The organism is Nonomuraea sp. NPDC051941 (assembly GCF_044593615.1).
Map to the genome: position 1 here is coordinate 1 of NZ_JBIUCF010000078.1, position 20,772 is coordinate 20,772.

General features: G+C 70.0%; 7 protein-coding genes and 1 pseudogene. 5 read left to right on the top strand and 3 right to left on the bottom strand.

The genetic code is table 11. The annotated features are described in order from the left end of the window. A partial coding sequence (locus ACIHFD_RS62740; protein ID WP_397375085.1) for an SDR family NAD(P)-dependent oxidoreductase occupies positions 1-3,885 on the top strand: 3,885 nt, incomplete at its 5' end. Between the two features lie 49 nt (positions 3,886-3,934). Beyond that, positions 3,935-11,122 carry an SDR family NAD(P)-dependent oxidoreductase gene (locus ACIHFD_RS62745; protein ID WP_397375086.1) on the top strand — a complete coding sequence of 2,396 codons (7,188 nt, stop codon included), beginning with the start codon at positions 3,935-3,937 and terminating at the stop codon, positions 11,120-11,122. 34 nt (positions 11,123-11,156) lie between these two features. Here ACIHFD_RS62745 and ACIHFD_RS62750 read toward each other — a convergent pair whose 3' ends face one another. Next, positions 11,157-12,062 (bottom strand): TetR/AcrR family transcriptional regulator, encoded by a 906-nt coding sequence (locus ACIHFD_RS62750; RefSeq protein WP_397375087.1) that lies wholly within the window; start codon positions 12,060-12,062, stop codon positions 11,157-11,159. Positions 12,063-12,351: 289 nt separating this feature from the next. Between ACIHFD_RS62750 and ACIHFD_RS62755 the strand changes: the two genes are divergently transcribed. Together ACIHFD_RS62755 and ACIHFD_RS62760 are read left to right on the top strand one after the other, a co-directional pair. Beyond that, positions 12,352-13,872 carry an MFS transporter gene (locus tag ACIHFD_RS62755; RefSeq protein WP_355212678.1) on the top strand — a complete coding sequence of 507 codons (1,521 nt, stop codon included), beginning with the start codon at positions 12,352-12,354 and terminating at the stop codon, positions 13,870-13,872. 227 nt (positions 13,873-14,099) lie between these two features. After that, positions 14,100-14,939 (top strand): class I SAM-dependent methyltransferase, encoded by an 840-nt coding sequence (locus ACIHFD_RS62760; RefSeq protein WP_397375088.1) that lies wholly within the window; start codon positions 14,100-14,102, stop codon positions 14,937-14,939. A gap of 9 nt (positions 14,940-14,948) precedes the next feature. Here the strand turns inward: ACIHFD_RS62760 and ACIHFD_RS62765 are convergent, their stop codons facing one another. After that, positions 14,949-17,288 carry a LuxR C-terminal-related transcriptional regulator gene (locus tag ACIHFD_RS62765; protein WP_397375110.1) on the bottom strand — a complete coding sequence of 780 codons (2,340 nt, stop codon included), beginning with the start codon at positions 17,286-17,288 and terminating at the stop codon, positions 14,949-14,951. 66 nt (positions 17,289-17,354) lie between these two features. Next, a pseudogene (locus ACIHFD_RS62770) lies at positions 17,355-17,792 on the bottom strand (AAA family ATPase); the annotation flags it as partial. A gap of 1,368 nt (positions 17,793-19,160) precedes the next feature. Between ACIHFD_RS62770 and ACIHFD_RS62775 the strand changes: the two are divergent. Continuing rightward, complete coding sequence (locus ACIHFD_RS62775; protein WP_397375089.1) at positions 19,161-20,669, top strand: AMP-binding protein; 1,509 nt, start codon at positions 19,161-19,163, stop codon at positions 20,667-20,669. The last annotated feature ends 103 nt before the right edge of the window (positions 20,670-20,772 follow it).

Consider the following 20,772-nt stretch of genomic DNA (forward strand, 5'->3'; position numbering starts at 1 on the left):
AACACCAACACCACCCCCAACTGGACCACCCTCATCCCCCACGCCACCACCACCGACCTGCCCACCTACCCCTTCCAACACCACCACTACTGGCTCGAAGCGCCCTCGACCGTCACGAACGTCGACGGGCTAGGCCAGGCCCCCGCAGATCACCCCCTGCTGGGCGCCGCGGTGGAGCTGCCCGATCAGGGCGGAGTGGTCCTGACGGGGCGGATCTCGGTCGCCGCGCATCCGTGGCTGGCCGACCACGCGGTGGGGGAGAAGGTCGTGTTCCCCGGCACCGGGTTCGTGGAGCTGGTGGTGCGCGGGGCCGACGAGGTCGGTTGCTCGGTAGTGGAAGAGCTGACGATCGAGACGCCGCTGGTGATCGAACGGGACGAGTCGATCCTGATCCAGGTGGCGGTGGCCGCCGCCGACGAGGACGGCCGGCGCGAGGCGACGGTCTACGCCCGCAGCGGTACGCGGCCATGGACACGTCATGCCGCCGGAATCGTGGCCACGGCAGACAGCGGCGACGCGGCAGGCTTCGACTGGAGCCAGTGGCCGCCGGCAGGAGCACAGGCGGTGGACGTGTCGAACCACTACGAGACGCTGTCCGCCGCAGGGTACGGATACGGACCGGCGTTCCAGGGACTCAAGCGAGCCTGGGAAGGCGACGGAGAGGTGTTCGCCGAGGTGGAACTCGGCGAGCGGGAGGCCGCCGAGGCCGGCCGGTACGGTATCCACCCGGCGCTGCTGGACGCGGCCCTGCACGCCATCGGCGTGGCCGAGCGACTCTCCGACGACTCGAAGATCACTCTGCCCTTCGCCTGGACCGACGTGCGGCTGCACGCCTCCGCCGCCAGTCACCTGCGCGTACGCCTGCGCCGAGCCGACGACGGCGCGGTGACCCTGGAGACGGGTGACTCCGCGGGACAGGCCGTGGCCTCCATCGGCTCGCTGATCCTGCGGGAGCTTGCTGACCAGAAGCTGGCCGCGACCGCGTCCTCGTCGTCGCTGCTGCGCATGGACTGGGTGCCGCCGGCGAACGACCTCGCGGACACCCCGGTGGGCGACGTTGCGGTGGTGGGCGAGCGGTGGCCCGCTCTGGCGGCGGCGATCGAGTCCGCCGGCGGTGGTGTCGAGGAGTACGCGGACGCGGCGGCGTTGGGCGACGCGGTCGCGTCCGGGCATGCTCTTCCCGCCGCCGTGGTCATGCGCCTGCAGGCGGCTGCCGGGCAGGACACGCTTCCGGAGGCGCTGCGGTCGGAGCTGGACCGGGTCGTGGGTGTGCTGCGCGATTGGCTGGCCGACGAGCGGCTGGCCGAGACCCGGCTGGTGCTGGTGACCACGGGTGCGGTGACGACCGGAACGGAGGCCGGCAGCGCCGGCGGTGGTGCTCTGGTCGAGGCGGCGGTGTCGGGCCTGGTGCGCTCGGCTCAGGCCGAGAGCCCCGGCCGGATCCTCCTGGTGGACGTCGACGATGCGGCCGATTCGCTCACCGCGCTGGCCTCCCTCCTGAGCGTGGAGGACGAGCCGCAGCTGGTGGTGCGGGCCGGCCGGGTGCTGGTGCCCCGTCTCACCCAGGCGAACACCTCCGGCGAGCTCCCGACCCCCGAAGGACCCGACGGCTGGCGGCTGGACAGCCCCGCCAAGGGCTCCATCGACGGGCTGACCTTGATGTCGGCCCCGGAAGCCGGCCGGGAGCTGGCCGCCGGTGAGGTGCGCGTGGACGTCCGCGCAGCCGGCCTGAACTTCCGCGACGTGCTCAACTCCTTGGGCATGTACCCGGGTGAGGCCGGGGCGATGGGCGTCGAGTTCGCCGGCGTCATCGCCGAGGTCGGGCCCGGGGTGGACGGGCTGAACGTCGGCGACCGGGTGATGGGCATGGGCGAGGGGACGTTCGGTCCCCGCGTGGTGGCTGATCACCGGATGATGGCGCGGATGCCGCAGGGGTGGAGTTTCGCCCGTGCGGCGTCGGTCCCGGGAGCGTTCGCGACCGCCTGGTACGGGCTGGTCGACCTGGCCGGGCTCACCCGGGGGGAGCGGGTGCTGATCCACTCCGGCGCGGGTGGGGTCGGAATGGCCGCCATCCAGATCGCCCGGCATCTGGGCGCGGAGGTGTTCGCCACCGCCTCACCCGCCAAGCAGCACCTGCTGCGGGCGCTGGGCGTGGCCGACGACCACATCGCCTCCTCCCGCGACCTCGAATTCGCCGACGCCTTCGCCACGGTCACCGGAGGTGAAGGGGTGGATGTCGTGCTCAACTCGCTGGCCGGGCCGTTCACCGACGCCTCTCTCGACCTGCTCGCCCCCGGCGGCCGGTTCATCGAGATGGGCAAGACCGACCTGCGTGACCCGGCGGACGTCGAGAACAACGGAATCCGGTACCGCAGCTTCGACCTCATGGACGCCGGACACGAGCGGATCGGGCAGATGCTGGCCGAGCTGCTGGACCTGTTCGCGGGTCAGGAGCTGGCGGGTCTGCCGGTGCGGTGCTGGCCGGTGCAGCAGGCTCGGCAAGCCTTCCGGCACATGGCCCAGGCCCGCCACACCGGCAAGATCGTCCTGACCATGCCGCGCGCGCTGGATCCGGACGGCACGGTGCTGATCACGGGCGGCACGGGCGGTCTGGGCGCGATCCTGGCCCGCCATCTGACCACCGAGCACCAGGTCGGGCATCTGCTGCTGGCCTCCCGCCGAGGGGACCAAGCCCCTGACGCCGACCAACTCCGCATCGACCTGGAAGCAGCCGGCGCAACGGTCGAGATCACCGCGTGTGATCTGTCCGACCCCGAGCAGGTCACCGCGCTCCTCGACCGCGTCCACACCGAACATCCCCTGACGGCGGTCTTCCACGCCGCCGGAGTGGTGGACGACGGCGTGATCGACTCGCTCACCCCGGACAAGATCGACCGGGTACTGAGGCCCAAGGCGGACGCCGCCTGGCATCTGCACCAGGCCACCAGCCATCTCGACCTGGCCGCGTTCGTCCTCTACTCCTCCTCGGCCGCGACCCTCGACAGTGCCGGACAGGGCAACTACTCCGCCGCCAACGCCTTCCTCGACGCGCTCGCCATCCACCGCCACGCCACCGGCCTGCCAGCCCAGTCCCTCGCGTGGGGGGTGTGGGCGCCGGAAACGGGTGGCATGACGCGCCGGCTGGGCGACATCGACCTGGAGCGGCTGTCCCGTTCGGGGTTCACCGCGATGGGCGCCGCCGAAGGCATGCGACTGCTGGACGCCGCCCTGGCCATGGCGGAGCCCTTCCTCGTACCGCTGCCCATGGACGTCCGTGCTCTCGGCGCCCGCGAGGACGGCATCCCCGCCGTCCTGCGCGGCCTGGCGCGCACCCCCGCACGCCGTACCGCCCAGAGCGCGCAACCCGCCTCGGACGGCGAGTCGGCGCTGCAGCAGCGCCTGGCCGGGCTGCCTCCGGCCGAGCAGGAGCGCATGCTGGTCTCGCTGGTACGTACGGAGGCCGCCGGCGTGCTGGGACACGCCTCCGAAGAGCACGTGGATCCGGACAGGAGCTTCAGCGAACTCGGATTCGACTCCCTGACATCGGTGGAGCTGCGTAACCGGCTCGGCAAGGCCACCGGACTCCGGCTGCCGGCGACGCTGATCTTCGACTACCCCAACGCGGTCGCCATCGCCGAGTACATGGGCAGCCAGCTCCTGCCGAAGAAGGAACCGGCCGAGTCGCAGGTGCTGCAGAGCCTGGACGAGCTGGGCCGGCTGCTGGGCAAGATCGCCATCGATGTCGAGGCGCGGTCCGAGATCACCGTTCGCCTGCAGAAGCTCATGGACGAGTGGCGCGGCGACCGATCCGGAACGGACGAGGAGAGCAAGGTGCGCACGGCGAGCGCCGACGAGCTCTTCTCGCTGATCGACCAGGGCCTTTAGGTCCCCCAGGAAACGCAAACTCGAAACCCCTTAGGGAAGGCGGGACGGCATGGCTGACGAAGAGAAGCTCCTCGCATACCTGCGGCGAGTGACCGAGGATCTCCAGCAGGCCAACCGACGTTTGCGTGAGGTCGAGGAGAAGGAGCGCGAGCCGATCGCGATCGTGGCGATGAGCTGCCGCTACCCCGGCGGGGTGAACTCGCCGGAGGACCTGTGGAAGCTGCTGCTGGAGCGCGAGCAGGGGATCGTCCCGTTCCCGAAGGACCGGGGCTGGGACCTGGAAGCGCTGTACGACCCCGACCCGGACAGCAGCGGGACGACTTACGCGCGCTCGGGCGGGTTCGTCGAAGGGGCGGACGAGTTCGACCCCGCGTTCTTCGGGATCAGCCCGCGTGAGGCCGTGGCGATGGACCCGCAGCAGCGGCTGGTGCTGGAGGTCTCGTGGGAGGCCCTGGAGCGGGCCGGCCTCCATCCGGCTTCGTTGCGCGGCACCTCCGCGGGCGTCTTCATCGGCGCCTTCGCCAACGACTACGAGGTGGGCCGAGGCCCCCTGCCCGAGGGCAGCGAGGGTTACCTGGGAACGGGCAACTCCAGCTCCGTCATCTCCGGCCGGGTCGCGTACACGCTGGGTCTGGAGGGGCCAGCCGTCACGGTGGACACCGCCTGCTCCTCCTCGCTCGTCGCCATCCACATGGCGTGCCAGTCGCTGCGCGCCGGAGAGAGCACGCTCGCGCTCGCGGGCGGCGTGACGATCATGGCCACGCCGGAGCTCCTCGTGGACTTCAGCCACCAGCGCGGCCTGGCGCGGGACGACCGCTGCAAGGCGTTCTCCGACGAGGCCGACGGCACCGTCCTGTCCGAGGGTGTCGGTGTGCTGGTGCTGGAGCGGTTGTCGGATGCGGTGGCCGCTGGTCATCGGGTGTTGGGGGTGATCCGGGGTTCGGCGGTCAATCAGGACGGGGCCAGTAACGGTTTGACGGCTCCGAACGGTCCTTCGCAGGAGCGGGTGATCCGTCAGGCGCTGGCCAATGCGGGGTTGTCGGGTGCTGAGGTGGACGCGGTCGAGGCGCATGGCACGGGGACCGCGCTGGGGGATCCGATCGAGGCGCAGGCGTTGCTGGCGACGTATGGGCGGGATCGGGGTGCGGCCGAGCCGTTGTGGCTTGGCTCGGTGAAGTCGAACATCGGTCACACGCAGGCGGCTGCGGGGGTGGCCGGTGTGATCAAGATGGTGCTGGCGATGCGGCATGGTCTGTTGCCGCAGACCCTGTACGTGTCCACGCCCACGACTCATGTCGATTGGGAGCAGGGGCAGGTTCGGCTGTTGGAGCAGGCACAGGACTGGCCGGAGCCGGCGGACAGGCCGCGGCGGGCGGGTGTGTCGTCGTTCGGGGTGAGCGGGACGAACTCGCACGTGATCGTGGAGCAGGCTCCCGAACCGGAGCCGCAGGAGGAGGAGTCCGGGAGCGCTCCTGTGATGTCCGGTGTGGTGCCGTGGGTGGTGTCGGGGCGCGGTGAGGAGGCGTTGCGCGCTCAGGCGTCCCGGCTGGCCGAGTACGTGGTGGCACGGCCGGAGTTGCCGGTCGGCGAGGTCGGGCTGTCGCTGGTACGCACGCGGCCGGTGTTCGAGGACCGTGCCGTCGTCATGGGCGCCGACCGGGAGGAGCTGCTGGGCGGGCTGCAGTCGCTGGCGGCGGGAGAGCCCGGTGCCGGGGTGGTGGCCGGTTCGGTGTCGGGTACGGCGGCGGGTCGTCGGGATGCGGTGCTGGTGTTCCCGGGTCAGGGGGCGCAGTGGGCCGGGATGGGGGTGGAGCTGGCGCAGGCGTCGCCGGTGTTCGCTGCCCGGCTGGAGGAGTGCTTCGCCGAGATCCGGCGGTGGGTGGACTGGGACCCGGCCCAGGTGCTGGCCGACGCCGATGGGGTGGGGCTGGACTCGATCGAGAGACTGCAGCCGGTCGCCTTCGCGGTCGGAATCGCGCTGGCCGAGCTGTGGGAGTCCATCGGCGTCCGCCCGACGGCGGTAGTGGGCCACTCGCAAGGTGAGGTGGCGGCAGCCTGCGTGGCCGGGGTGTTGTCGCTGGCCGACGCGGTGCGGGTGGTGGTGTTGCGCAGCCGGTTGTTCGCCGCCGAGTTGTGGGGACGTGGCGCGATCGCCGCTGTGGGGCTGCCCGCCGAGGTGGTTCGGGAGCGTGTGGGCGAGGGGTTGGAGGTGAGCGCGGACAACGGGCCTGCCTCCTGCGCGGTGGCCGGGCCGACGCAGTCGCTGGAGGAGTTCGTGGAGGGCCTGCGCAGTGAAGGAGTGCGGGCACGGGTGATCGCGACCACGGTGGCCTCGCATTCGCAGATGGTCGAGCCGTTGCGCGAGCAGTTGCTGGAAATGCTGGGCCCCATCGAGCCCGCGCCCGGCCGGGTGCCGGTGTATTCGACGGTGACGGGCGGGGTGCTGGCGGGTTCGGAGTTGGGGGCGGAGTACTGGTTCGCCAATGCTCGCCGGCCGGTGGACTTCCAGGGGGCGGTGCGGGCGTTGCTGGCCGATGGCCGCACCGCGTTCATCGAGGTGAGCCCGCATCCGGTGTTGACGATGGCGGTGCAGGACATCCTGGACGCCACCGGCACATCGGGCGTTGCGGTGGGATCGCTGCGCCGTGGCGAGGGTGGCCCCGACCGGTTCCTCCGCTCGGCGGCCGAGGCGTTCACCGCCGGTGTCGCCGTGGACTGGGAACGGCTCCTCACCGTGACCGGCGCAGGCACCGAGCTGCCCACGTATGCGTTCCAGCGCCGGCGCTACTGGCTGGAGCCCGCCACGACCGGTGTGTCGGACGCGGGCGGGCTGGGCCAGGCCCGCGTGGACCACCCGCTGCTGGGTGCGGCGGTGGAACTGCCCGATCAGGGCGGGCTGGTGCTGACCGGCCGGATCTCCACCGCCACGCATCCCTGGCTGGCCGATCACGGGGTGGGGGAGACCCTGCTGTTTCCCGGCACCGGGTTCGTGGAGTTGGCTGTGCGGGCTGGAGATGAGGTCGGCTGCCCGGTGGTGGAGGAGCTGACGCTTGAGGCGCCGCTGGTGATCGAGGGCGACGAGGCGGTCCAGATCCAGGTGGCAGTGTCGGTAGCCGACGAGGACGGCCGCCGCGAGGTGGCGATCCATGCCCGCACCGGCCGGCGGCCTTGGACGCGTCACGCCGCTGGAACCCTCACCGAGACGACCGGCACCGCAGGCGCTGCCGATGGGCAGTGGCCACCTGCGGGAGCGCAGGCTGTGGACGTGTCCGGCTACTACGAGGCACTCGCCGGCACCGGATACGGGTACGGTCCGGCGTTCCAGGGACTCAAGCAGGCCTGGATCCGCGACAACGAGGTGTTCGCCGAGGTAGAACTCGACGAGCGAGAGGCCGCCGAGGCCGACCAGTACGGCATCCACCCGGCTCTCTTGGACGCTGCCCTCCATGCCACGGGCCTGATCGAGCAGGCTGATGGCGTCGTGCTGCCGTTCGCCTGGAACGGGGTGGAGCTCCTGGCTTCGGGCGCCCAGCAGGCGCGCGTTCACGTCCTTCCGGCCGAGGGAGGCGCTTCCAGCATCCGGATCGCCGACGCCACCGGCGTCCCGGTCGCGGTCGTCACGAGTCTGATCACGCGTCCGCTGCCCGCCGGTGGACTGTCATCGCGTACCCAGCCCGGACACGAGGCGCTCCACCACCTTCAGTGGGTGATACCGCCAAGCTGGAACCCACCCCATGCCCGAGGGCCGATAGCCGTCATAGAGACGGACGGCAGAGTGACCGAAGCCCTGCGCGGCGGCGCCCTGGAGGTGCGCTCATACACCGATCTCCACGCGGCAGCGGAGGCCGACGGCATCACGACCCTGGTCATTCCTTGCCCGATTCCGCAGGCAGACGACCGGGAACCGCTGGAGGGCCTGCGGTCGGAGCTGGACCGGGTCGTGGGTGTGCTGCGTGACTGGCTGGCCGATGAGCGGCTGGCCGAGACCCGGCTGGTGCTGGTGACCACGGGTGCCGTGACGACCGGTACCGAGGCCGGCAGCGCCGGCGGTGGTGCTCTGGTCGAGGCTGCGGTGTCGGGCCTGGTGCGTTCGGCGCAGGCGGAGAACCCAGGCCGGATCGTCCTCGTGGACGTCGATCGCGCGGCCGATTCGCTCACCGCGCTGGCTTCGTTGCTGGGCGTGGAGGACGAGCCGCAGCTGGCGGTGCGGGCCGGTCGGGTGCTGGTGCCCCGTCTGGCCCGGGCGGACACGTCCGGCGATCTCGCGACGCCCGAGGGGCCGGAAGCCTGGCGGCTGGACAGCCCCGTCAAGGGCTCCATCGACGGGCTGAACCTGATCCCGGCCCCCGAGGCCGATCAGGAGCTGGCCGCCGGTGAGGTTCGCGTGGACGTCCGCGCGGCCGGCCTGAACTTCCGCGACGTGGTCGTGACACTGGGCATGGTGCCCGAACAGGGCGGGCTCATCGGTGGTGAGTTCGCCGGGATCGTCTCCGAGATCGGACCCGGAGTGGAAGGGCTGCGGGTCGGCGATCAGGTGATGGGCCTGGGCGAAGGGACCTTCGGCCCGCGTGTCGTGGCTGATCGCCGGATGATGGCGCGGATGCCGCAGGGATGGAGTTTCGCCCGCGCGGCCTCCGTCCCGGGAGCGTTCGCGACCGCCTGGTACGGGCTCGTCGACCTGGCCGGGCTCAGCCGGGGGGAGCGGGTGCTGATCCACTCCGGCGCCGGCGGGGTCGGCATGGCCGCGATCCAGATCGCCCGGCACTTGGGCGCGGAGGTGTTCGCCACCGCCTCACCCGCCAAGCAGCACGTGCTGCGGGCGCTGGGCGTGCCTGAGGGCCACATCGCCTCCTCCCGCGACCTGGACTTCACCGACGCCTTCGCCGCAGTCACCGGGGGCGAAGGGATGGACGTGGTACTCAACTCGCTGGCCGGGCCGTTCACCGACGCCTCCCTCGACCTCCTCACCCCCGGCGGGCGGTTCGTCGAGATGGGCAAGACCGACCGGCGCGACCCGGCCGACGTCGCGAACACCCACCCCCACGTCCGTTACCGCAGCTTCGACCTCATGGATGCCGGGCACGAGCGGATCGGCCAGATGCTCGCCGAGCTGCTGGACCTGTTCGCCTCCCAGGAACTGGCCGGTCTGCCGGTGCGGTGCTGGCCGGTCCAGCAGGCCCGCCAAGCCTTCCGCCACATGGCCCAGGCCCGCCACACCGGCAAGATCATCCTCACCATGCCGCGCGTGCTGGATCCGGACGGCACGGTGCTGATCACGGGTGGCACGGGCGGCCTGGGCGCGATCCTGGCCCGCCACCTGGCCACCGAGCACCGGGTGAGGCGTCTGCTGCTGGCCTCCCGCCGAGGAGACCAAGCCCCCGACGCCGACCAGCTCCGGGCCGACCTGGAGACGGCGGGCGCGACGGTCGAGATCACGGCCTGCGATCTGTCCGATCCCGAGCAGGTGGCCACGCTCCTTGACCGGGTACCGGCCGAGCATCCCCTGACGGCGGTCTTCCACACCGCCGGGGTGCTGGATGACGGCGTGGTCACCTCCCTCACCCCCGACAAGATCGACCGGGTACTGAAGCCCAAGGCGGACGCCGCCTGGCACCTGCACCAGGCCACCCGCCACCTCGACCTGGCCGCGTTCGTTCTCTACTCCTCCTCAGCCGCCACCCTCGACAGCGCCGGACAGGGTAACTACTCGGCGGCCAACGCCTTCCTGGATGCGTTGGCGATCCACCGCCACACCACCGGCCTACCCGCCCAAGCCCTCGCCTGGGGACTCTGGCACCAACCCAGCGGCATGAGCGCCCACCTCACCACCACCGACATCACCCGCATCGAACAAGCCGGCTACCACCGCATCACCACCACCCAAGGCAACCAACTCCTCGACACCGCCCTCACCACACCCCAACCCCACCTCCTCCCCCTCCCCATCAACACCCACACCCTCAGCAACCGCCACGACGGCGTCCCGCCCATCCTGCGCGGGCTCGTCCGGGCCCCCGCCCGCCGCACCGCCCACGCCGGGCAGGCCGTGGCCGACGGGTCGGTGGTGCAGCGGCGGCTGGCCGGGCTGTCGCCGGCGGAGCAGGTCGAGGAGCTGACCCTGATGGTGCGCGAGTGCGCGGCGAAGGTGATCGGCTACAGCGAGCCGGAGGCGATCCGGGCGGAGCAGAACTTCCTCGAAGCGGGCTTCGACTCGCTGACCGCGATGGAGCTGCGCAACGTACTGAACAAGGCGACCGGCGTGCGGATGCCGGCGACGGCGGTCTTCGACTACGGCACCGCCGCGGCGCTGGCCCGGCACCTCGCGGAGGAGATCGCGATCGACAACGGCGCCGGCTGGGACTCCGGTCCGGCGGAGCCGGACGGGGGCGGATCGCTCAGCTCGCTGGTGCGCGCCGCGGCTCCCGCCGGGAAGCTGCAGGAGGGGCTGGACCTGCTGGAGGCCGCGGCGCGGCTGCGGCCGGTGTTCCGGACGCTGGACGAGCTGGACCGCGCGTACCCGCCGCTGGCCCTGGCCTCGGGGCCGGCGCGGCCGAAGCTGTTCTGCTTCAGCACGCCGATGGCGCTGGGCGGCGCGGCCCAGTTCGCCCGGCTGGCCGTGCACTTCCAGGGAGTACGCGACCTGTACGCGCTCCAGGTGCCCGGATACGGCCCGGACGACAGCCTTCCGGACAACGCGGACGTCGTGGTGCGCATGTGGGCGGAATCCATCCGGGAGGCGGCCGGCGACGACCCGTTCGTGGTGATGGGCTACTGCGGCGGCGGCAACTTTGCGCACGCGGCCGTCTCGTACCTGGAGCGGAACGGGGTTCGCCCGGACGGCCTCGTCCTGCTGGACACGTTCCTGCCGGACAGCGACGTCATCGACGAGCTCGGCGGTCAGATGCTGGAGGGGATGTTCGACCGGGCGGAGGTGTACGGGCCCTTCAGCGACACGAGGATGACGGCCATGGGGCGCTACTACCGGCTCTTCAGGGAGACGGTGGTGGAGGACATCGAAACCCCCGTGCTCTTCCTCAGACCGGACACCCCCCTGCCCTCCGGGCCCGACGGCGAGCGGTCCAGGGAAGGTAACTGGCGGGCGTCCTGGCATCTGAGGCACGACCTGTGCGAGGTCCGCGGCGACCACCTCACGATGCTGGAGGGCGAGGCGGGGTCCATCGCGAAGGCCGTCGAGGAATGGCTGAAGCCGTCCGGCGGGCGTTCGAACGGCGCGTGAGCGGCGAACCACGCACATGCCGAGGGGAGCGCCGTCAGTGATCCTCGGCCGAGGGCTGACCAGAGCGGGGCCACCGGTGAGGGGGAGCGGGCGACTCCCCCTCCAGGAACCGGGCGATGCCGTCCAGCAGGCGCTGGAGGCTGAACTCGAAGATCTCCTCCAGGTCCGTGAGGACCTCCGGGCTGTTGCGCAGCGCGGCCTGCCGCGGATAGCGGTCGGCGCCCAGTTCCTCGAGGATCGCGGGCACCTTCACCGATCGCCACTGGCTGAGCGAGATCCCGCCGCCGCGCCGTTCGGACGCGATCTCGCTCACCCGCAGCAGGGCGAGCCCCTGCGCGATGCCGCTCACGCCCAGATAGATCCGATGGGTCATGACGGGGTCCAGGCCGAGGCCGTCGAACGCGCCCAGGCCGCGTTCGAAGCGGGCGAGCAGGCTGGGGACGAGCGGCGGCTTCACCGTCGCGATGACCTCGAGGACCCACGGGTACGTCGAGTACAGCGCCCACTCCCACCGCGCCGCGGCCTCCAGTTCGGCCCGCCAGCCCCGGAAGGCGTGGGGCTCGGTGTCCCCGCTTTCGCTGAACACCGCCTCGACCATGAGGTCGATCAGCGCGTCCTTCCCGTCGATGTAGTTGTACAGCGACATCACCTTGACGCCGAGCACGTTCGCGACGTGCCGCATCGACATGCTCTCCAGGCCCTCGGCGTTGGCGATCCGGATGGCGGTCCACACGATCCGCTCGCGGGACAGGCCGACGTCGGTCCGCTGGGAATCGGCGCGCCCGCCGGTGACGGGCCGTGCGGGACGGGGCGGCGAAGGCTGCTCGTCCTTCTTCTCCCGCCAGGCTCCCTGGCCGGTCCGCGCGTCGAGGCGGGCCCGGTAGGCGCGGGCCTGGCACGAGCGCGAGCAGTAGCGGGGCTTGCGCCCGCGGGGAGGCACCGTGAGCTCTTTCCCGCACTGGACACACGTCAGCATGGTCGCCTGATTTCATCACGATCTTCCATTGTGATGAAATTATATCACGCGCCTTATGTGACGAAAAAAGAGACGGAGTGGTTGTGACGAAAATATCCTTCGAGAATGTGCGTCAGTCAGGAGGTAATCGTGAACAGCCATGACATGGAGCACCAGCGTGTCATGGAAGTCAATGTCTACTTGACAAGGCCCTTTGGCAAGCTGACATATGGTGTACTGTAAATGTTACGTACACAGTATGAGAGGGGTGGGAATGGATATCGCCGAAAGAGGCGCCAAAGCGGGGTGGCGGGAGTGGACCGGCCTGGCGATCCTCATGCTGCCCGTACTGCTCATCTCCATCACGGTGACGGTGCTGTTCTTCGCGCTCCCGTCACTGACCGCCGAGCTGGAACCGAGCGGCACGCAGCAGCTGTGGATCGTCGACATCTACGCCTTCCTGCTGGCCGGGCTGCTCATTCCGATGGGCAATCTGGGTGACCGGATCGGCCGCCGGCGGCTGCTCCTGGTGGGTGCGGTGGTGTTCGGCCTCACGTCGGCCATCGCGGCGTACGCGCCCAGTGCCGAGCTGCTCATTGTGGCGCGTGGCCTGCAGGGGGCCGCGGCGGCGACGCTGATGCCGCCGACCCTCGCCCTCATCCGGGTGCTGTTCACCGACGGCCGCCAGCTCCACATGGCGATCGCCATCTGGGCCGCGATCTTCACCCTCGGCAGCGTGGCCGGGCCGATCGTCGGCGGGTGGCTGCTGGAGAGCTTCTGGTGGGGAGCGGTCTTCCTGATCAGCGTGCCGATCATGATCCTGTTACTCGCGCTCGGCCCGCTCCTGCCGGAATACCGCGACCCCAACCCCGGGAAGTTCGACATCCTCAGCGCGGTCCTCGTGCTGCTCGCCGCCCTGCCGATCGTCTACGCGGTGAAGATGGTCGCCGAGCAGAACTTCTCCGTGACGATGTGGATCAGCGCCGTGATCGGGCTGCTGTTCCTGACCCTGTTCCTGCAGAGGCAGCGCAAGCTGCCCGACCCCATGCTGGACCTGGCGCTCTTCCGCCGGCACGCGTTCACCGTGTCCCTGATCACCGCCACCCTCGCGGTGTTCGCCCTCGTCGGGACGTTCTATTTCATCACGCAATACCTGATGTCGGTGCTCGGGATGCGGCCGATCGTGGCCGGGCTGATGACCGTGCCGACGGCCGTCAGCTCGGCGGCCGGCTCGGTGCTCGGGGCGGCGCTCACCAAATGGTTCCGGCCCGGCACCATCATGGGCTCCGGCATGGTCTTCGGGGCGATCGGCTTCCTGCTGATCTCCCAGCTGAGCACGGACGTCAACCTGCCGCTGCTGTTCAGCGGGCTGTTCCTGCTGGGCTGGGGGATCGGATCGGTGCAGGCACTGGCCTCCACCATGGTGGTCGCCACGGCGCCGCCCGAGAAGGCGGGATCCGCCTCGGGGCTGTTCGAGTCCTCCACCGAGTTCGGGCAGGCGCTCGGAGCCGCCATCCTCGGCAGCATCGGGGTGGCCGTCTACCGCAGCACCCTCGCCGCGCAGCTGCCGCCCGGCGTCCCGCCCGACGCCGCCGCGGTGGCGCACGAGACCCTCGGTGGCGCGCTGTCGGTCGCCGCCGAGCTCCCTCGGGCGGTGGGCGAGGCGCTGGCCTCCGTGGCCCGCGACGCCTATGTAGACGGAATGCAGATCGCCGCTTTCGCCGGCGCGGTCATCATGCTAGTAATGGGGATTCTCGCGTTCATCAAGTTGCGCGAGGCGCAAAATCCTTCGTGATGCGTCCGGGGCGCGGCGTAAATGGGTGGGGCCGATGTACGGAAGACCGGACCAGAAAAGGGGGGATAGCACCATTGAGTACATGAGAGAATCCGGGCACTCTTCGAGGTATAGGCAAGAGTCTTCGCGAGACGAACGCGATTGATCCTCGGTGCGTTCGCGCCGGCAGGCACCGGTGCGGTGCCGCGACCGCGGGCCACCCTTATTGTCGGAGGGAAGTCGGAGACATGTACGACCAGAGCAGTCATACCTTTTTGAATTTGACGGGCTATGGCGTGGCACATGCGGCCGACTACCCGACCGACGATTTCCGGGAGAACAGCCGGGACGACTATCGGACGACCGTCGAGCAGACCGCCGCGTTTCTCGCCGCCGAGGCGGGGATCGACGGTTCGAGCACGGTGCTCGAGGTGGGCGACGACTGCGAATGCCTGCTGGTCTACCTGGCCCAGTGGTTCGGCTGCCGAGGCGAGGGGATCTTCGAGAGCGAGGAGTACGTCAGGTTCGCCCACGATCTGTGCACCAGCCAGCGGCAACGGCTGGACGTCGGCTTCCGGCGGGCGTCGGTGCTGCGCCTTCCGTACGAGCCCGGTAGTTTCAGTCACGTCGTCAGCCACGGCGCGCTGCACAAGGCGCCGGACATGCCGCGCAGCTATGCGGAGATCCGCCGCGTGCTGCGCAGCGGCGGCATCTTCGCCTTCAGTGATTTCTACCGGCCGCGGACGAGGATCAGCGAGCGCACCCGGACCGAGGTCTACGACAAGTTCGGGTGGAACGACGGCTACACGCTTCTCGAATACCATTCCGCGCTGGAGGAGGCCGGCTTCGAAATCAGTTCGGTGGTCAATGTGACCGGCTTCCTCAGGCGGACGTTCGAGGGAAACGCGGAGGCGGCCCGGGCGCGGGCCGAACAGATGGCCGACGCCGAGGCCCGGGACAAGATGCTCGCCTTCTCCGCGTCCTGCGAAGAAGTGCAGTCCGCCGTCGACCGGGGGGAGGTCGGCTGGGCCATCGTCGTCGTCCGCAAACGGGACGTACCCGAATGGGAAATCCCGCTCGATGAATGAAACCGGCCGTCACCCGGGCACGGACGCCGAGCCGGGAAGGTGCCGGGAATTCTCCGCGACGAGCACGTTTCCGTTCGACGAGCCGAGCTCTTTCGACGAGAACAGACGCGGAAGGTCGTTCCGGCCGTTCACCCCGAGTTTGCGATATATGCGCGTGAGGTGCTGCTCCACCGTACTGATGGTGATATGAGCTCTCGTCGCGATCTCCCGGTTCGTGTAGCCGAGCGCCGCCATCGAGGCGACCCGATATTCGGCGGGGCTCAGGGCGTTCTGGTCGTTCCCGGCGGCCATCGCGCCGAATTCGCTGTCGAAGGCGTTCGCCACCGACCTGCGCAGGGGCTCGGCATGGCAACGCTGGCCGACCCGGTCCGCCTGCTGGCCGATGAGCCGGGCCTTGTCCGTCTCGCCCAGGGCGGCCAGGGAGTGGCTGAGGCGTGCCAGCGCGTGCGCCAGCTCCATCTTGTGGCCGGAGTCCTGGAGCATGTCGACGGCTTTGCGCAGCAGCGGCGGCCGGCGTCCGACCTCCTCGGCCGAGGCCAGCACCATCAGCGCGAACCCCCGGATCCGGGGACTGTGGCCGTGCGGCGTGGCGTGGTGCAGCTCGAGGAACTTCCGGGCGCGGGCGTTGTTCTTCAGCACGACCGAGACCCCGGCCGCCCCGAGGCGCCACGGGACAAGCAGCGGCGTGTCGACCTCCCAGGACCGCATCAGCGTGCCGCACTTCAGGAAGTCGCTGAGGCCCGCGTGCGCCTGACCGACCGAGGTTCTGTAGTGGCCCCGCGCGAAGAGGTAATGCAGCCCGTACCGGGTCTGGTAAACGGTTTCAGGCAGGGGATGACGGAGGTACTGTTCGGCCTTCTGATACTCGCCCATCTCGGTGTGGGCCTCGATGAGGCTGGCCAGCGGGAGCGCCGCGAGCACGCCCAGGCTCCTGGGGGGCAGGGTGCGCAGGGAGAGCTCGCCCCATTCGACGGCCTCCAGCATCTCTCCCTTGTGCTCGGCGATGTGCGCGCGGAAGGCCGCGAGCACGCTCAGCCACGTGGGCGAGTTGCGCCGCTCCGCCACCGCGTACAGGTTCTCGACGAGGGAGGCCGCCTCGTGGGTGCGGTCCGAATAGACGAAGCAGAACAGGGCCGCCTCGACCAGCTCGATGTTGCAGCCTTCGAGCTGGACGGAGTGCAGGACCTTCTCCGCCGTCCGCAGGGCCGCCTCGGTCTCGCCGTCGCGCAGGTTGGCGGCGAGCGCGGAGATCGTCCGCGCGTACGAATGGGCCGGGTGCCGTTCGCTGCCCTCGCGTAAGGGGGAGGGCTTGTGCGTCCCCCGCAACCGGTGCAGGACCGGGGGGTGGGTGCCGGCCAGCCAGTGGTCGGCCGCGAGGCGCCACGCGTGGGCTCCGCCCGCCTCCTGGCCATCGCCCTGCTCGGCCTGCTCCAGCAGCGCGAACATCTCCTCGGCCTCGTCGTACTGGCCGTGCCAGAGCATGCACGTGAGCAGCCAGTGCACGTCCCTGGCGGGCAGCCGGCCGTCCCGCGCGGCCTGCACGAGCATGGGGAGGTACATGGTGGCGGTGGAGGGGTTGATCCGCCAGGTGGCCTTGGCCAGCGCCAGGGTGACCTGGATCCGTTCGTCGGTCCCGGAGCACAGGTCCGCCGCGTACCGGAGGTACCGCACGGCGAGCTCGTACTCGTCGGTGGCCAGCGCCTGGTCGGCGGCCTCCCGCAGCACGTCCAGGGCCCAGGGCTCGTGCTTGGCGCCGGCGGCGACGAGGTGGTCGGCGATCACGGTGGGCTGTACGCCGGTCGCGTGCAGCAACTGGGCGGCGCGTGCGTAGAGCTCTTTGAGGAGGTCCGGTTCCATGGAGTCCAGGACGGCCTCCCTGGCTGCGGGGTGGCGGAAGCCGTCCATGCCCAGCAGGCCGATCTCCGCCAGCCATTCCAGGGTGCGGACCACGGCCGGCTGCTTGATGTGCAGCATCTCGGCCAGCAGCGGGGGAGAGGTCGACGCGTCCAGCACCGCGGCGGCGCGCAGGACCCGTAGGGGGGTGCTGCCGATGCGGTTCAGCAGCGTACGGACGGATCCGGAGAAGCCGTCGTCGATCACCAGGCCGGTCCCGTCGCCGCCCGCGTTCTCCCGGTCCTCGATCAGCGAGCGCACCAGGAGGGCGTTTCCGCCGCTGACCTCGTGGATCGCCTCCGCCAGCGGATCGTCCGGCTCGGTCCCGAGGCGGACCTGCGCGATCCGGGAAATGGTGCCCGACGAGTACGGCGCCACCTTGATGCGGCGGCACTGCGGATGGTGCATGAGATCGCTCTGAATTCTGAGCGGCACCCCGTCCGGTCCTTCGTTCACCGTGAAGACCATGAAGACGTTCGCGGAATGGAGCCGGTTTATGAAATGCAGGAGAATGTCCAGCGAAACCGAATCCGCGTATTGCACGTCCTCGATGGTTATCAATACCGCGCCGCGCCGCGCGTGGTTGGTGATGATCTCCCACAGGCCGTGCGTGACGCCGATCCAATTGAGGTCTTCCGGCCGGATCCCGCGCGGTCCCGCGTTGAATACGGCCTCCTGCAGAAGTTTCAACGCGGGGGGCATCTCGCCCAGTGCGGCACTCAGGCTCTGCGAAACCTGGTGGATGACGCCCAGTGAGATGTTCTGCTCGTTCCGTAGGCAGATGGCGCTCAGATGAGTGGCGCCCGACCGCACCGCCGAATCGGCGAAGGCGTGCAGCACCCGGCTCTTGTCGAACCCTGGAGGGCCGGTTATCATCGCAATTCTTCCCCAACCATGCTCACTCTCCGCGAGCATGGTATTGAGGAGGGTGATTTCTGATTCGCGTTCGGCGAACTGCATCGACTCTCCTTCACCTGTTTGGTCGTAGAGGAAGCTCGGTCAGGAAGCGGACCGGGAGCAGTCCAGGGATCTTCGATTGCCGACTTCGTCACGTTCGAGCCGAGGTTTTCGGCGTGGCGTGGAAGACGCCCGGCCCCTCTCGCCCGCGGGCGGTGAAGGTGTGGCCGGCCGCCCGGAGGCGGCACGGTGGCCGTGCTTCGGCGTGGCGGCGGGTGACGGCGGTCTGCCGAGCCACGACCGCAGGTCCTCGCGTGAGCCGGCCCCGGATCGGGACGGCTCGATGTTCGCGCAGCTCGAAGCCGGGGCAGAGCCTGTCAGGATCCGCCCGCCGGGTCCGGGTGACGGACGTCCGAGGCGCGACGTGGTGCCCGCGCTCGAGTCGCGGGATACGGCCGGACCCCCGCCGGGGCGGTGGTCCGGTGGCTGGACGGCGTCCACCGGCGGGCGGTCGCCATGGGTGAGAACGGAAAGGATTCCCTGCCCCCTTTGAAGTCGATGACCCGCGGCCACGCTACGACCGGGTGGCAGAACGCCATCCGGCGGCGCGGCCGCCCGGCAGGGAAAACAGGGGCGGCGACGCGGGGACGGGTTTCCCGTGGTTCACCGCGATTTCACTGACAATCCGATAAAGATTGAGTGCGACAGCGCCTTTCGCGCTCTCGCCTGCGCCCGTGAATTCCTGTAACATGTGCGGCCACGTCTCCATCATGCGTATCAGCGGCTTGCGTAGCCGGTGTGCTGCGAAAACACACCGTCCGGCAGACCTTGCACCCCGACCGAATCGCAAACGGGCGCCAAACCGTCACGGTAATGTTGTACGCCGGTCCGAGTCAAGGAAAGACCGCCTTGACGGCACGGCACCGGACAGGCGTGGATCACTGTAGTCCGGAATACCAATAGCCGTAAACCGAGGACCGCATGATTCTCCGCCGCAACGGTGCTCAACTGGGGCGATGAAGCCCATCTCTTTTCGGGCGGCCGTTTTCTGGAACGTACCAAATAGGACGGCGGTAATCCGCCGCAACCGCTCCTCTTGCGACGTTGTCGCATCTGGAATCTCCGGAAACCCTCGCAGGTGAACGGTCCTCCTGCCCCCGAGGTTGTGAACATTGCACAGAATTCCAAGATCATCTATGGCGTGAGTTGGCCGTCCTGGTCGCGGGCCGGGAGAGCCGGCGGGATCCGCCGCTGCTGGGGGCCTACGCGGCCCCAGGACCCCTAGATAGGGGTGGCATAGGGGGTCAGCTCGCCGGGGCCCGAGCGTAGCTTCGGAATCGGCCTGGCCGGCTTCCGGTTGCACGCGCATGCGTCCCGGCTGCCGGAGAATTCCTTTCCCCGGCTCGGGGCTGGAGGCACATATTGAACGGGTTGATTTCCACGGCGTATTCTCCGCGGCCGCGGCTCATCCACGAACTGCTGGACGAGGCGGCCGCCATGAATCCGGACGGGATCGCGGTGCGCGACGCCCGCGGCGGCTGGAGCTATCGGCGGGTCGTCGAGCTCAGCCGCGCTTTCGCCGCCTGGCTGGCGGCCACGGGCGTCGAACCCGGCGACCGGATCATCGTGCAGCTGCCCAACCTGCGCGAGACCGTCCCCATCCTCTACGGCGCGTCGCGGCACGGTGTCGTCTTCGTGCCCCTGAACCCCGGGATGAAGGCGTACCACCTGAGGTCCGTCATGGAGGACTCCGAGCCCAAGCTGGTCATCGGGGCCGGCGAGGCGCTGCGGGAGACCGCCGACGTGCCCGTCCACGGGATCGACGAGCTCTGGCGGGAGGTGGAGGCGTTCGCCGGACGCCCCGTCCCGGGCGGCCCGGCCGAGGTCCGGCCGCAGGACGTCGCGGTCCTGATGTACACCTCCGGCAGCACGGCGGCGCCCAAGGCGGTGGTGGGCCCGCACGCGCAGGTGACGTTCGCGGCCTCGGCCATCAACGCCGTGCTCGGCTACCGTCCGGGGGACGTCGTCTTCTGCCGGTCGCCGATGTCCTTCGACTACGGCCTCTACCAGATCTTCCTGTCCGCACTCGGCCACGCGGAGCTGGTGCTGGCGGGTGAAGGGTCCGACCTGGCGCTGCTGAGCCAGTTGCAGGAGTGCGGCGCGACCGTCGTGCCGATGGTGCCCTCGCTGGGCGCCATGCTCACGACCCTGGGCAGGCGGGCCCCCGGCTCCGTGCCCACCGTGCGGATGTTCACCAGCACCGGCGCCGCGCTGCCGGCCTCGACCATCGAGGGCCTGCGCGAGTGCTTCCCCGGCGCCCGGGTGGTGCGGATGTACGGGGTCACCGAGTGCAAACGGGTCACCATCATGGAACCGGAGCTGGAGCGGGAACGCCCCGACTCGGTCGGCCGCCCCCTGCCCGGCACCCGCGTGCTGATCCTCGGCGACGACGGCACGCCGCTGCCCGCCGGTGAGACCGGGGAGATCGTGGTGTCCGGGCCCAACGTCATGGCGGGATACTGGCGCGCCCCCGAACTGACCGCCCGCGTCTACCGCCGCGACGCGGCCACCGGCGAGACCCGCCTGCACACCGGCGACTACGGTTTCCTCGACGAGGACGGCTACCTCTACTTCGAGGGCCGGCGCGACGACATGTTCAAGCGCAAGGGCACCCGGATGAGCACCATCGAGATCGAGGCCGCCGCGATGGACATCCCGGGCGTCCGGGCCGCCGCGGTGGTGCCTCCCGGCGAACGGCACGATCTCGCGATCATCGTCGAGGGCGACCTCGCCCCCCACGTCGTCCTGCGCGAGCTGGCGCACCGCCTGGAGGCCGCGAAGGTGCCCGCGATCTGCCGCGTCCTGCCCTTCTTTCCTCTCACCCTCAACGGCAAGAACGAGCGCAAGGACCTCGTACGGTTCCTCGAGGAGACGCCCTGAGGTGTCCTCGGGGGACCTGGGGCGGGCTCGGGCCTGGGGAAGGCTTTGCCTCCTGCCGGGAGACGCCGCGGGCCGCTCCCGCTAGCGTGAGAAGTGCTTCATG